Source organism: Flagellimonas sp. CMM7 (assembly GCF_021390195.1).
Classification (GTDB): Bacteria; Bacteroidota; Bacteroidia; order Flavobacteriales; family Flavobacteriaceae; genus Flagellimonas.
Genome location: NZ_CP090003.1, coordinates 360,001 through 374,360, shown reverse-complemented (window position 1 = coordinate 374,360; position 14,360 = coordinate 360,001). Strand labels below are relative to the sequence as shown.

Annotated in this window: 15 protein-coding genes and 1 rRNA gene; 5 read left to right on the top strand and 11 right to left on the bottom strand. The window is 38.3% G+C overall.

Features of this window, described 5'->3' with window-relative positions; genetic code table 11:
- The first annotated feature begins 50 nt into the window (after positions 1-50).
- Together dnaB and LV704_RS01850 are read left to right on the top strand one after the other, a co-directional pair.
- Positions 51-1,598, top strand: a complete 1,548-nt coding sequence (gene dnaB, locus LV704_RS01855; RefSeq protein WP_163424000.1) for a replicative DNA helicase — start codon at positions 51-53, stop codon at positions 1,596-1,598.
- 103 nt (positions 1,599-1,701) lie between these two features.
- On the top strand, positions 1,702-2,889 hold the full coding sequence (locus LV704_RS01850) for an asparagine synthetase B (RefSeq protein ID WP_233782118.1): 1,188 nt from the start codon (positions 1,702-1,704) through the stop codon (positions 2,887-2,889).
- A 151-nt stretch (positions 2,890-3,040) separates the two neighbouring features.
- On the opposite strand, the gene LV704_RS01845 is transcribed toward LV704_RS01850, so the two are convergent.
- The 4 genes from LV704_RS01845 to LV704_RS01830 all read right to left on the bottom strand — a co-directional run bounded on the left by LV704_RS01845 (position 3,041) and on the right by LV704_RS01830 (position 5,457).
- Positions 3,041-3,412, bottom strand: a complete 372-nt coding sequence (locus LV704_RS01845; protein WP_163424002.1) for a hypothetical protein — start codon at positions 3,410-3,412, stop codon at positions 3,041-3,043.
- Between the two features lie 67 nt (positions 3,413-3,479).
- Positions 3,480-4,043: a Crp/Fnr family transcriptional regulator gene (locus LV704_RS01840; protein ID WP_163424003.1), complete on the bottom strand. Its 564-nt coding sequence runs from the start codon at positions 4,041-4,043 to the stop codon at positions 3,480-3,482.
- Between the two features lie 96 nt (positions 4,044-4,139).
- A complete protein-coding gene (locus LV704_RS01835) occupies positions 4,140-4,430 on the bottom strand; it encodes a putative quinol monooxygenase (protein WP_163424004.1) in 291 nt (96 codons plus the stop codon).
- A gap of 13 nt (positions 4,431-4,443) precedes the next feature.
- On the bottom strand, positions 4,444-5,457 hold the full coding sequence (locus tag LV704_RS01830; RefSeq protein ID WP_163424005.1) for a zinc-binding alcohol dehydrogenase family protein: 1,014 nt from the start codon (positions 5,455-5,457) through the stop codon (positions 4,444-4,446).
- A gap of 178 nt (positions 5,458-5,635) precedes the next feature.
- On the opposite strand from LV704_RS01830, the gene LV704_RS01825 reads away from it, so the two are divergent.
- Positions 5,636-6,499, top strand: coding sequence for an AraC family transcriptional regulator (locus tag LV704_RS01825; RefSeq protein WP_163424006.1), 864 nt, complete (start codon positions 5,636-5,638; stop codon positions 6,497-6,499).
- A gap of 15 nt (positions 6,500-6,514) precedes the next feature.
- Here the strand turns inward: LV704_RS01825 and LV704_RS01820 are convergent, their stop codons facing one another.
- Both LV704_RS01820 and LV704_RS01815 read right to left on the bottom strand, forming a co-directional pair.
- Positions 6,515-7,018 (bottom strand): cupin domain-containing protein, encoded by a 504-nt coding sequence (locus LV704_RS01820; RefSeq protein ID WP_163424007.1) that lies wholly within the window; start codon positions 7,016-7,018, stop codon positions 6,515-6,517.
- A complete protein-coding gene (locus LV704_RS01815) occupies positions 7,015-7,806 on the bottom strand; it encodes an HAD family hydrolase (RefSeq protein ID WP_163424008.1) in 792 nt (263 codons plus the stop codon). Before LV704_RS01815 ends, LV704_RS01820 begins: the two co-directional genes overlap by 4 nt.
- Positions 7,807-7,878: 72 nt before the next feature.
- On the opposite strand from LV704_RS01815, the gene LV704_RS01810 reads away from it, so the two are divergent.
- Positions 7,879-8,301: a secondary thiamine-phosphate synthase enzyme YjbQ gene (locus tag LV704_RS01810; protein ID WP_163424009.1), complete on the top strand. Its 423-nt coding sequence runs from the start codon at positions 7,879-7,881 to the stop codon at positions 8,299-8,301.
- A 31-nt stretch (positions 8,302-8,332) separates the two neighbouring features.
- On the opposite strand, the gene LV704_RS01805 is transcribed toward LV704_RS01810, so the two are convergent.
- The 5 genes from LV704_RS01805 to thrS form a co-directional block, all read right to left on the bottom strand.
- Positions 8,333-8,998, bottom strand: coding sequence for an SGNH/GDSL hydrolase family protein (locus LV704_RS01805; protein ID WP_163424010.1), 666 nt, complete (start codon positions 8,996-8,998; stop codon positions 8,333-8,335).
- Positions 8,999-9,082: 84 nt separating this feature from the next.
- Complete coding sequence (rplT, locus tag LV704_RS01800) at positions 9,083-9,427, bottom strand: 50S ribosomal protein L20 (protein WP_163424011.1); 345 nt, start codon at positions 9,425-9,427, stop codon at positions 9,083-9,085.
- A 93-nt stretch (positions 9,428-9,520) separates the two neighbouring features.
- On the bottom strand, positions 9,521-9,718 hold the full coding sequence (rpmI, locus tag LV704_RS01795) for a 50S ribosomal protein L35 (RefSeq protein ID WP_163424012.1): 198 nt from the start codon (positions 9,716-9,718) through the stop codon (positions 9,521-9,523).
- Positions 9,719-9,763: 45 nt separating this feature from the next.
- Positions 9,764-10,315 (bottom strand): translation initiation factor IF-3, encoded by a 552-nt coding sequence (gene infC / locus LV704_RS01790; protein ID WP_255695679.1) that lies wholly within the window; start codon positions 10,313-10,315, stop codon positions 9,764-9,766.
- A 37-nt stretch (positions 10,316-10,352) separates the two neighbouring features.
- Entirely contained in the window at positions 10,353-12,293 is a 1,941-nt protein-coding gene (gene thrS / locus LV704_RS01785) for a threonine--tRNA ligase (RefSeq protein WP_163424013.1), read from the bottom strand.
- A 439-nt stretch (positions 12,294-12,732) separates the two neighbouring features.
- On the opposite strand from thrS, the gene LV704_RS01780 reads away from it, so the two are divergent.
- Positions 12,733-14,254: ribosomal RNA gene (locus tag LV704_RS01780) — 16S ribosomal RNA — on the top strand.
- The last annotated feature ends 106 nt before the right edge of the window (positions 14,255-14,360 follow it).

Genomic DNA, 14,360 nt, shown 5'->3' with positions numbered 1-14,360 from the left:
AGTTGGTCAATTTAAAGTTAACTAAAGGTTAATTACCTACTTTCGCACTTATGGACAAGCCTAGCCCAATTATTGGTCATAAAGTTGATAAGTCAACTCTAATTAACTTGGAGAGGGGTAAAATACCTCCGCAAGCAGTTGATTTAGAGGAAGTTGTGCTTGGCGCGATGATGATTGATAAAAAAGGGGTAGACGAAGTAATAGATATCCTACATCCGGATGCTTTTTATAAGGATGCTCATCGTCATATCTACGAAGCGATTTTCAAATTGTTCGAATCTTCCGAACCAGTGGATTTATTAACCGTTTCTTCGCAATTGAAGAAAGATGGACGATTAGAAGCTGTTGGAGGTGACTTTTACCTGATAAAACTAACCCAAAAAGTGGCTTCTTCTGCCCATATTGAGTTTCATGCAAGGATTATTCTTCAAAAATATATTCAAAGGAGCTTAATAAAAATTTCCAACGAAATCATTGAAGATTCTTATAGTGATTCTAAAGATGTTTTTGACCTTTTGGACAATGCAGAGGCAAAATTATATGAAGTTACCCAAGGTAATTTAAAGCGCTCAGCGGAAACAGCTCAAAACTTGGTTATTCAGGCCAAAAAGAAAATTGAAGAAATTTCCAATAAAGAAGGTTTAAGTGGAATCCCTTCCGGTTTTGATAAGTTGGACAAATTAACATCTGGTTGGCAGCCCAGTGATTTAATTATTGTTGCCGCAAGACCTGGTATGGGTAAAACAGCACTCACCCTTTCTATGGCGAGAAATATTGCTGTGAATTCAGAAATACCTGTAGCTTTCTTCTCTTTGGAGATGTCATCTGTACAATTAATAACAAGGTTGATTTCTTCAGAAACGGGCCTTTCATCGGAAAAATTGAGAACAGGAAGACTGGAAAAGCATGAATGGGAACAACTGAATGTAAAGGTAAAAGCACTGGAAAAAGCGCCTTTGTTTATTGATGATACCCCCTCACTGTCCATTTTTGATTTGCGCGCAAAAGCACGAAGATTGGCATCCCAGCATGGCATAAAACTTATAGTAATTGATTATTTGCAACTGATGACCGCCGGGGGAAGTCAAAAAGGCGGTAACCGTGAGCAAGAGATTTCTACTATTTCTAGAAACTTAAAGGCATTGGCCAAGGAATTAAGTGTTCCGGTCATAGCACTTTCCCAGTTATCAAGAGCCGTGGAAACCAGGGGCGGTAGTAAACGACCTATTCTTTCGGATTTAAGGGAATCAGGTGCAATTGAGCAAGATGCGGATATTGTATCATTTATTTATCGTCCAGAATATTACAAAATTGATGAATGGGATGATGAAGAACGCACCCCAACGCAAGGTCAAGCCGAATTCATTGTGGCAAAGCACCGTAATGGTGGATTGGATAATATTAGGTTAAAGTTTGTGGGTGCACTGGGTAAATTTGATAACTTGGACGACTTTGATTCCCCATTCGAGTTTCAATCGAAGATGAATGCGGATGAAGAAAACCCCTTTGCAACACCAAATCTGCCAAGTGCGAATGAGGCTTTTGGTAGTGCAATGAACAGTGACGATGACCCAGATGATAACGACGTACCCTTTTAAAATCATTTCCTTATTAACATCTCGAGTACAGTCGAGAGTTTTTCTCCTTGTATTTTTTGTTTTATGCTATTTTCAATCTTTTGGCTCGGCAATTCTTATTCCTATGGATTCCGAGAGTCAAGAAAATCATTTAAAAGCATATGGGATTACATATTGGGTACTTACAAAACAACAAAAGGTTCAATGGTTATTGAATTATAGAGGAGGTTCTTTTTTACTGCCCGATGGAGAAGTTATTAGAAAAGAATGCCAAATTAGAGGGGTGTCTTTTGAAGTGCTTTCAGATGCACAAGCGGAATCCATCTTAGATGAAATTAGCAGTCCTTCTCAAAATCAGGACGCTGTTATTCTGGAGAAAGCTCCCAAGATTGCGGTGTATTCTCCCAAAGGAAATTTGCCATGGGATGATGCCGTTACCATGGTACTTACCTATGCCGAGATTCCCTATGTTACTATCTATGACGAAGAAGTGCTGAGTGATAAATTGGTTTTGTATGATTGGTTGCATTTGCACCATGAAGATTTTACCGGACAGTATGGAAAGTTCTATGGAGCCTATAGGGCCGCACCTTGGTATATTGAAGGCAAAGCTGAAGCTGAAGCCTTAGCACAAAAATTGGGCTTTTCCAAAGTCTCTGAAGAGAAGAGGGCAGTAGCTTTAAAAATTAGAAACTACGTCATTGGAGGAGGGTTTATGTTCGCCATGTGTTCAGCAACAGATAGTTTTGACATCGCTTTAGCTGCAGAAAACGTTGATATTTGCGAGCCAATGTTTGATGGAGATCCATCAGATGCAAACTATCAGGGCAAGCTGGATTACGGAAATACTTTCGCTTTTACCAATTTTATTCTTGAACGTAATCCATTGCGGTATGAGTTTTCTTCAATTGATATGACAAATAAAAGAAGAAATGTACCTAAAGAATCGGATTATTTCTCCTTGATGGAATTCTCTGCAAAGTGGGACCCGGTTCCAACAATGCTAACACAGAATCATACGGCTTTGGTAAAAGGTTTTATGGGGCAAACAACATCATTTACCAGAGATGAGGTAAAACCAGCAGTAATGGTCCTGGGAGAAAACAAAATAAATGGAGAAGCACGTTATCTTCATGGAATAAAAGGGAAGGGCTTTTTTACCTTTTATGGTGGACATGACCCGGAGGATTACCAACATCGTGTAGGTGATCCAAAAACTGAATTGGAACTGCATCCAACCTCTCCCGGGTATCGACTCATTTTAAACAATGTCTTGTTTCCTGCAGCACGCAAAAAGAAACAAAAGACCTAGAAAACTCAAGAAGACTTTACAGCTGGGTTATACCAATATTTATGAAGACCACATCCAAAGGTCTACCATTGTTATTAACCACATATCTAAACCGTATTTTGCCATTGGCATTCAAAGGATAGATTATTGTACCTGAAGTGCCCACCAATCTCTATTGGGTAGTGATGCAAATCCCCAATAATTGCAATGCATCAAAAATGAGAACAATAGCAGCAATACCGGCAACAATTCGATAACCAATCTGCGTAATTTTAAATGGTTTTAACCATAGTATAGCAATACTGGCCAAAACCCATATTGCATCCTGGATTATAATGTAAAATACGGCGTTGGGGTTTGGATTTCTAACCTGGATAAAAACAGAATAAGAAAAGAACAACAATCCGATTCCAATTAACCAAAAGATGGTTGTTTTCTGTTGACCAAACCATTTGGCTATGGTTTTATGAAAGAGAATTAATGAAAGGCCTGTTAGGCAAGAGAAAAGTGCGTTGGATAACAAGGCAATTTGTAAGTAGTTCATTTTAAAACTTTTTACAAAAGTCCAATACATCAAGCAATTCTCTCTTGACAAATGTTAAGAAATAACCTTATTTAACTTTACGGAGTCTGCTCAAGGATTCGGGAGTAATACCTAACATGGAAGCAATATGCCTTAAAGGAACATGGTTAAAAAGAGCCGGCTCTTCTTTTAGTAGAGTTTCAAACCTTTGTTGTGCTGTGGTGTGCAAGTGAGCAAACATACTTTGTTCCAATAAGGCAAAAGAATGGGCCAATAACAGATTATCAAATTCTAACCATTTGGGTTGCTGCTTACTAAGGTCAAAATGATTTTTCCGACCAATTGTATAGATGGTACAATCAGTTACTGCTTGTATGTTCCAATGATTTTCAGTCTCAAAAACGAAGCTGGACAATGAGGTGATGAATTTACCACTATTGCCAATCCAAAAAGTAATTTCTTTACCCTCTACCAGATTGTACATTCGTAAATAGCCAGATACTATAAAGGCCATTTTCTGGCAAATTCTCCCTGATTTCACGAAAAAATCCCCTTTTTTAATATGTTGGACTTCAAACTTTGAAACGATGGAGTCTAAAGAGCTTTCGTCAATGGATACTTGATTTGAGATGCAGTTTTTTAATAGATCCATTTTCTAAATGTTCCCTAGTTTATATAGTAATCTAAATGTATAAAAAAAGCGCGAACCTTAAGGTCTGCGCTTTCTATCTAGGTTAGTTTTGTAGTTCTAATTGATATACCATGTAGAAAGATCAATATCTCCATCCACGATTTCTGGCATTTTTGCAATAAACGTTTTAAGATGATTATTGTTCATATGGTTTTGCCATAACTCGTGACTTTTCCAATTCTCATAAAAGAGAAATACGCCGTCATTCTCTGTGGATACATGTAGATCGTAATTGATACAACCTTCTTCTTTTAATGTGATTGGAATTAAAGCTGTCAAGGCTTCTTTTAGCACTTTTTCTTTGCCAGTTATTGCTGTTATTTTTGCCACTACTGTTAATTGTTTCATCTTTATATGTTTTTTAAAATTGAATGACTGTTTTACCTATGGTCTTACCCGATTCTTGCATTTGATGTGCTTTTTTAAGATTTTCAACAGTGAATCCTTCTAATGTGGTGGTCAATGTTGTTTTAAATGTTCCTGCATCTAACAGAGCTCCTATTTCGTTAAGAATTTGATGCTGTTTATCCATATCAGCTGTTGTATACATGGAACGGGTGTACATAAATTCCCATGAAAGGGACACGCTCTTAGTTTTTAGCAAATTCAGATTCAAAGGCTCATTAGAGCCGGTAATGGTGACAATATGACCTTGTGGCTTAATTATCTCAGTAGCAATTTCCCAGTAACTGTTGATATCCACAAAATCTAAAATATAGTCTACTTGATTATGACCAATTTTTTCAAGTTCTACTTTCAGGTTACGGTGGTTAACAACATAATCTGCACCCAGCGCAGCACACCATTTTTCAGATTCAGGTCTTGATGTCGTGGCAATCACGGTAAGCCCTGCTACTTTTTTTGCAATTTGTATGGCAATAGAGCCTACACCACCGGCACCTGCTAAAATCAGGACTGTTTTTCCTTTATCGGTTTCGGGATTCACTTTAATGCGATCAAAAAGGGATTCCCATGCGGTCAATCCAGTTAGTGGAATGGCCGCTGCCTCGACCATGCTTAAGCTTTTAGGTTTATGACCAACAATACGTTCGTCAATAAGTTGATATTCTGCATTACTGCCACTTCTTGTTATGTCTCCAGCATAGTATACTTGATCACCTACTTTAAATCGGGAAGTTTTATCACCAACAGCCTCCACAATTCCAGCAGCATCCCATCCAATTATCTTAGGAACGTCTAGTGTGGTATCTTTTGCTGCATTTTGTCTAACCTTAAAATCAACAGGATTTACCGAAATCGCCGATATTTTTACCAATAAATCGTGCTTCGCTGGAGCAGGTTTTTCTGTTTCAAACTCAAAAAAACTATCATTTTCTGTTATGGGAAGTGATTTTTTAAACCCTATTGCTTTCATGTTTTTTTATTTTATGCTTAGACACTATAAGATGAGACAAATTTAGTGGTAGTATAAAAACAAACTAAGTATAAAAATTGGTATTTTAGGTATAAAAAAAGGTTTTATCACCTTCTGAAGTGATTAATAATATGGTATTTGATATATTGAGCTCTGTTTTATAGAAAAAAATACAAATATGGAGGTTGAACAAATCTTAAAACCTTTTGAAATACATATAGAAAAATTGAAAATTTGGGAAAAGCGCCCACATAGGCATAATTTTTTTGAATTGGTTTATATAGATAAAGGGGAGGGACGACAGTGCATTAATCAAAGTAAATTCCCTTATGCTGCTGGGAATATTTTTCTTTTACCACCGTTGGATTGCCATTCTTTTAATATTAAAAAAGAGACAACTTTCTATTTCATAAGGTTTACAGACTTATACTTTTCAAAAGAGACTTTAAACGGAAGCTATGGTGATTGGTTCAAAAAACTATCCTATGTGTTGTCCAACTATAACAAAGTAGCTGGGGATATTATTAAAACAGGATCTTGTTTGGAAAGAGAGTTACTAGTAAATCTGATTAAACAAATTCATCAAGAATACTTGTCCAAAGATGATTATTCTGAGACTGTTATTGAGAGTCTTATGACAAGCGTTCTAAACATTTTAGCTCGCAATATAGAAAGAAGGTATGTTGAGGAAGGACGGAATAGGGACTATAAGTTTGGTGAGATTATTAGGTATATCCAACATAATATATACGACAAGGAAAAAATAAGACTTGAAAACTTATCCAATCAATTCAATGTTTCGCCAACCTATTTTAGTGAGTACTTTAAAAAGCATTCAGAGTATTCCTTTCAGGAGTATGTAATTAAATCAAAATTGAAACTTGCGGAAAGCTATTTTAAACATAGTGAATATTCCATAAAGGAAGTAGCATATATGTTAGGGTTTACAGACTCCAGTCATTTGTCCAAAACGTTTAAGAAGAATTATAACATGACTATTTTGGAGTTTAAAAAAGGAGATATCCAGGTTTGTTCAAACTAAGACGCTCTTTAACGTTCAAGAATGTGTTAATCTTTCTATAATGCGTTGATGCTCTGGAAATTTTGTTACTAGTTCTTTTTTGGTTGGCAGTTCAAAGTCCTTAAAATCAAAACCAGGAGACACCGAGCATCCTACAAGCGAATAATCCTCTTTATTTATTGTTTCGGCAGCAAACCAATGATTTCCAGGTACAACAAATTGAGGTACTTCTCCTTCTGAAAAATTGGAGCCAATTACATGTTCAGAATAGAGACCTTCATCAGAAATAATGTATAATTTGATGGGTGATCCATCATAAAAATGCCATATTTCGTCTTGCTTTATTTTATGAAAAGCGGAGAAGGTATCAGAAGTCAATAAAAAATAAATACAAGTAGCATAGTTGCGGTTGCCTTCATAACTAATGGGCAAAGAATTTTTGTCTATCTCTCCGTTACTTCTATAGGTCTCTCTAAAGTAACCACCCTCTGGGTGTGGATTTAGATTGAATTTTTTAATAATTCCTTCAATTTTTGTCATAGCATTTTTTCCAAAATGTGCTCCACACCATACTCATTATTGCTCAAGGTACTGTACTTTGCTACCTCTTGGACTTTAGGGTGTGCATTGGCCATGGCAAAACTATAATCGGATAGCTGCAGCATTTCCAGGTCATTGTTATAGTCTCCAAAAACCATGATTTCATCTGAATTAATTTTATAGGCCTGCATTAGTTTCTCCAGCGCATACCCTTTATGTGCATTTCTGTGAGAAACATCTACCCAATTGGAGCCAGATACTTTTACCTTTAAAGAACCCTCAAGGTGTTTTACCACCGGATAAATATGTTTTTCAGAGTTTTCAAAATGATAGATGGCAACCTTTAAGACTTCATCTTTTACTTGGGTTTGGTCATCTACAACTTTAAACTCGGTATAATATTCTCGGAGCATTTCTAAAAACTCGTTTGAGTTACCATTGACGTAAGCACTGTTTTTACTGCATAGAACGGGATGCGCATTAGTGGCCGGTGTAATCAAGGAGAGTATGGTGTCAATGTTTCTTTTATCAATAGGAGTGGTCAACAGCACCTCTTTTTTTCTTTTCACAAAAGCCCCATTTTCAGCAACAAAAATCACATCGTCTTGAATGGTTTCCAATTTATCCACCATACTGTGATATTGTCGTCCGCTTGCCGCAACAAACTGAATATTTTTCTGCTTAAGTTCTTTGTGAATTTCAAAGAAGCGATTACTTACTTCATGCTTAGAGTTTAGCAATGTGCCATCCATATCGGATACCACCATTTTTATCTTTGATAAATCCATTACGTATTTTAGAAATGCAAAGGTATGTGTTGAATAAGGAATGATGTAAAGTTTGTATTAATTTCACAGATTATGAAATGTTATCAATCTGAAATAAGACTTAAGCCCCATGCAAGAGGGTTTCATTTGATTACTGATACAATACTTGATTCTTTTCCTGAAATTGAGGAGATACAGTCAGGTATATTGCAAGTGTTCATTAAACATACTTCTGCTGGGCTGACCATAAATGAAAATGCTGATCCAACGGTAAGAGTTGATTTTGAAAGTCATTTTAATAAGATGGTTCCTGAAGATGCTCCGTATTTTATTCATACCTATGAGGGAGCTGATGATATGCCAGCACATATTAAAGCATCTTTGTTGGGAAGTTCTGTTCAAGTCCCAATAACTGATGGAAAGCTTAACCTAGGAATTTGGCAAGGAATTTATTTGTGTGAGCACCGAAATCATGCCTCCGGAAGAAAATTGGTATTGACGGCGTTTGGTTCATGATTTATAGAGTTGGGATTTAATGAGCCACTTTTTAAAGCTGTTTAAGAAGTTTTTTGCTAATCTTTTTGGCCCATACTTTGTACATTTTCTTAGAAGGGTGAAGACTGTCTGAAGCAATTAATGAAGGGTTTACCGCCGCATTTCTAGAAGATTGTGTAATTTCAATAAACATTACACCACGTTTTTTAGCTTCTTCTTCAATAATGGTGTTATACATACTCAACTCTTTTACAATCTTTTTTTTGTCTCTCAATTTGGCAAAAGGAGTTACACTCCAATCTGGTATGGATAGAACAAAAACATTTTTTGGATTGTCTTGTGCCAATGCAATGCTGGTCTCCAATAGTTGAGGAAACTCTTTTTTAAATATATCGATGTCTTTACCCTTATATTGGTTGTTAACACCGATTAAAAGAGAGACAAGTCCGTAGGATGAAGTCAATTGCTTGGTTTCAATATTGGTTGAAAGGTCTGAAGAAGTCCATCCAGCTTTTGCTATAATTTCTGGAGAATCTATTAAAACTCCCTTCTTTTTTAGGATTTGAACAAGTTGCTCTGGCCAGCCATTTATTTGTAATTCACTTGTAGCAGCGGTGTAGCTATCACCTAAAGCTAAAAATGTAATGTTTTCATTTTGACCAATTGATGTAATGGGGCCTAATAATAGAAGGAGCAATATTGGAATGTGTTTAAGCATGAAAAGATCATTAAACTCTTAAAATACAAAAATCCCACTCAATGGAGTGGGATTTTAATAAGCGGGGTAAGTTTATATTAACTCTTATTTTACTCTTTCAACCACTGCTTTAAAAGCATCTGGGTGGTTCATTGCCAAATCGGCCAAAACTTTTCTATTAAGTTCAATACCGTTGGATTTTACTTTACCCATGAATTGAGAGTAGGACATTCCGTGCATTCTTGCTCCAGCATTAATACGGGTAATCCAAAGTGAGCGGAAATTACGTTTTTTGTTTCTTCTATCTCGGTAGGCATAAAGCATTGCTTTTTCTACCGCATTTTTGGCTACTGTCCAAACGTTTTTACGTCTTCCAAAGTAACCTTTGGCCTGCTTCATCACTTTTTTTCTTCTAGCTCTTGAAGCAACTGAATTTACTGATCTTGGCATAATGTTTCATTTTTTTGTAGTAGGCGGTCAATTATTGACACTTTTATAAGCCTAACTCCATGGTTTATAATTAATGTACCGAATTGTGAACAATTATTTTAAACGTAATTGTTCTTTAATACTGTTAACATCAGACTCATGAACTAATCCAGAGTGTGTCAACTTAAGCTTACGCTTTTTAGATTTTTTGGTCAAAATATGACTCTTAAAAGCGTGCTTTCTTTTAATTTTACCAGTACCTGTAAGCTTAAAACGCTTTTTAGCACTGGATTTAGTTTTCATCTTAGGCATTTTCTCCTCTTTATATATTACTGCTGAAAATAATCAGCATCCCGCTTACTTTTTACTAGCTTTGGGTGCTAAGAACATGGTCATTCGCTTTCCCTCCAGTTTTGGCATTTGTTCCACTTTTCCTAATTCCTCCAGCTCTTGTGCCAATCTTAATAATAATATTTCGCCTTGATCCTTATAAACAATGGATCGTCCTTTAAAAAAGACATAAGCCTTGAGCTTGGCACCATCCTTTAAGAATTTTTCAGCATGTCGCTTTTTAAATTCATAATCATGGTCATCCGTTTGCGGACCAAATCGTATTTCTTTTACGATTACTTTGGTCGCTTTGGCTTTCATTGCCTTATCCCGTTTCTTTTGCTCGTAAAGAAACTTCTTGTAATCTATAATTTTACAAACTGGTGGAATGGCTTTTGGGGAAATCTCCACTAAATCCAATTCCAGTTCGTTGGCTTTTATCAATGCTTGTGGTGTAGGATATACTCCAACTTCAACATTATCTCCAACAAGCCTAACTTCTGGAGCTTTAATACTTTCATTGATATTATGGGGGTTTTTGTTTTCCCTCCTAGGTTGGGGCCTAAATCTTCTTCGTATTGCTATGACGTGTATTTTTTAATTAAACTAAATTTTGTTAAAACGACTTTAAGGTACTATTTATTTCAGTAGATACCAAGTCGGAAAATTCACCTATGCTTAAACTACCTCCATCTTCACCTCCATGTCTTCTAACAGATATGGTTTCAGACGTTTCTTCATGCTCACCAACGATGAGCATGAACGGGATTTTTTTAAGCTCAGCCTCACGGATTTTCTTCCCTACCGTCTCATTCCTATTATCAATGAGCGCGCGAATTTCGTAATTTTCTAAAGAACTTAAAACTTTTTCCGCATATTTTTCGTGTTTCTCGCTGACCGGCAATATAATAGCTTGCACAGGAATGAGCCATAACGGAAAGTTTCCGCCGGTGTGTTCCAGTAATAATGCTATAAAACGTTCCATACTTCCAAAGGGAGCTCGGTGAATCATTATTGGCCTGTGTAGCTCATTATCACTGCCTTTGTATGTAAGGTCAAAACGTTCAGGCAGATTATAATCAACCTGTATAGTGCCCAGTTGCCATTTTCTTCCTAGAGCATCTTTTACCATAAAGTCCAACTTTGGACCATAAAATGCAGCTTCTCCACTTTCAATTATATAGTTCAGTCCTTTTTCTTCTGAAGCGTTTATAATGGCTTGCTCTGCTTTTTCCCAATTCTTCACATCGCCAATGTACTTTTCGGGTTTTTCTAAGTCCCGAACAGAAACTTGTGCCGTGAAATTTTCAAAACCTAGAGAACCCAGCACATATAAAGAAAGGTCAATAACTTTTTTAAACTCGTCATTTAATTGATCCGGTGTGCAGAAGATATGCGCATCATCTTGGGTAAAACCTCTTACGCGAGTAAGCCCATGTAGCTCACCACTTTGCTCATATCTGTATACAGTGCCAAACTCAGCATAGCGTACAGGTAAATCTTTATAGCTAAAAGGACTACTATTGTATATTTCACAATGATGAGGGCAGTTCATTGGCTTTAGCAAAAACTCCTCATCTTCTTTTGGAGTATGAATAGGTTGAAAGCTGTCTTCACCATATTTTGCATAATGACCAGATGTTACATAAAGTTCTTTCTGTCCAATATGTGGTGTTACCACCATTTCATAACCGGCCTTCTTTTGTGCATTCTTTAAAAATTGCTCCAAACGTTCACGTAAGGCTGCACCTTTGGGAAGCCACAAGGGAAGCCCTTGCCCAACTTTTTTAGAAAAAGTGAACAATTCCAGTTCTTTCCCTAATTTTCTATGATCTCGTTTTTTTGCTTCTTCTAAAAGTTCAAGGTATTCAGTAAGCTCTTTCTGTTTGGGAAATGAAATTCCGTAAACTCTTGTTAATTGTGTGTTGTTCTCATCACCTCGCCAATAAGCACCGGCTACGCTCAATACTTTTATGGCTTTTATGATTCCTGTATTGGGGATATGTCCACCACGGCATAAATCCGTAAAAGAACTATGGTCACAAAAAGTAATGGTGCCATCTTCAAGATTTTCAATAAGTTCTACTTTATACTGATTGTCTTGATCTTTATAATAGGTAAGTGCTTCCGCTTTGGATACACTTCTCATTTTATAATCATGTTTGCCCCTTGCAATTTCCAAGGCCTTCTTTTCAATCTCTGGGAAATCTTTTTCAGAAATAGTATGGTCTCCAAAATCAACATCATAATAGAATCCGTTTTCAATGGAAGGACCTATGGTTAGTTTTATACCTGGGTACAATTCTTCCAATGCTTGAGCAAGAACATGCGAAGTAGAATGCCAAAAAGCTTGCTTACCTTCATCATTGCTCCATGTATATAGGGTTAAGGTTCCATCATGGGTAAGTGGTGTTGTGGTTTCCACAACAGTATCATTGAATTTTGCCGAAATAACGTTTCTGGCCAACCCTTCGCTAATACCTTTTGCAACTTCCATTGGGGTAGTGCCTTCAGAAACTTTCTTTATTGCGCCGTCTGGCAATGTAATCTCAATCATTTGTTCTCCTTCTTTAAGATGGTGCGCAAAGATACTATCTTGTGTTGATGCTTACAATAGTATTAGGCGTTCAATCGATAGATGGCTTTCAATCAAGGCTTTAGTGTTTTTCTCACTTGATTAGGATGGTGTCGGATAAAGAATACTACACTTTTTTAGAATTTAAGTAAATGATTTTCAAGTACTTGTAATTTTTTTTGATTTTTTTTTAAAATTGTTTTGTGGTATCATTTAAACCTCTCTATATTTGCACCCGCTTAGCTGATAAGGCTGGGTTTGAAAAGAGGGAAAATAGGCCTGGTAGGGTCGTTTTTTTTCTTTTGGATTGAAGAAGTTCATTTACATATTGTATAGACAGCGTAAAAGAGAATAACAAAGAACCATTTTGATGTCAAGGACTTGGTAGTTGTTTGGGAGTTGAATAGATATTTAACGATAGACAATGAAGAGTTTGATCCTGGCTCAGGATGAACGCTAGCGGCAGGCCTAACACATGCAAGTCGAGGGGTAACATTTGTGCTTGCACAAGATGACGACCGGCGCACGGGTGCGGAACGCGTATGGAACCTGCCCTTGTCAGGGGAATAGCCCAGAGAAATTTGGATTAATGCCCCATGGCACCATAGGGACACATGTTCTTATGGTTAAAGATTTATCGGACAAGGATGGCCATGCGTACCATTAGTTAGTTGGTAAGGTAACGGCTTACCAAGGCAGCGATGGTTAGGGGCCCTGAGAGGGGGATCCCCCACACTGGTACTGAGACACGGACCAGACTCCTACGGGAGGCAGCAGTGAGGAATATTGGACAATGGAGGAGACTCTGATCCAGCCATGCCGCGTGCAGGATGACTGCCCTATGGGTTGTAAACTGCTTTTATACGGGAAGAAACGCACCTACGTGTAGGTGTCTGACGGTACCGTAAGAATAAGGACCGGCTAACTCCGTGCCAGCAGCCGCGGTAATACGGAGGGTCCGAGCGTTATCCGGAATCATTGGGTTTAAAGGGTCCGTAGGCGGGCCATTAAGTCAGGGGTGAAAGTCTGCAGCTCAACTGTAGAATTGCCTTTGATACTGGTGGTCTTGAGTCGTTGTGAAGTGGCCGGAACATGTGGTGTAGCGGTGAAATGCATAGATATCACATAGAACACCGATTGCGAAGGCAGGTCACTAACAACGTACTGACGCTGATGGACGAAAGCGTGGGTAGCGAACGGGATTAGATACCCCGGTAGTCCACGCCGTAAACGATGGATACTAGCTGTCGGGACCTCGGTCTCGGCGGCCAAGCGAAAGTGATAAGTATCCCACCTGGGGAGTACGTTCGCAAGAATGAAACTCAAAGGAATTGACGGGGGCCCGCACAAGCGGTGGAGCATGTGGTTTAATTCGATGATACGCGAGGAACCTTACCAGGGCTTAAATGTAGTATGACAGGACTAGAGATAGTTTTTTCTTCGGACATATTACAAGGTGCTGCATGGTTGTCGTCAGCTCGTGCCGTGAGGTGTCAGGTTAAGTCCTATAACGAGCGCAACCCCTACCGTTAGTTGCCAGCATGTAAAGATGGGGACTCTAACGGGACTGCCGGTGCAAACCGTGAGGAAGGTGGGGACGACGTCAAATCATCACGGCCCTTACGTCCTGGGCCACACACGTGCTACAATGGCCGGTACAGAGGGAAGCCACCCCGTAAGGGGGCGCGGATCTATAAAACCGGTCACAGTTCGGATCGGGGTCTGCAACTCGACCCCGTGAAGCTGGAATCGCTAGTAATCGGATATCAGCCATGATCCGGTGAATACGTTCCCGGGCCTTGTACACACCGCCCGTCAAGCCATGGAAGCCGGGAGTGCCTGAAGTCCGTCACCGTAAGGAGCGGCCTAGGGCAAAATCGGTAACTAGGGCTAAGTCGTAACAAGGTAGCCGTACCGGAAGGTGCGGCTGGAACACCTCCTTTCTAGAGAAAAGACGACCGGACATTATCCGGGTCCGTCATCGAGGTGGTCCTTTTTTCTTTTATGCTGTCTTATAATATGTTTTAAAATACTGGCACTAGGCCAAAC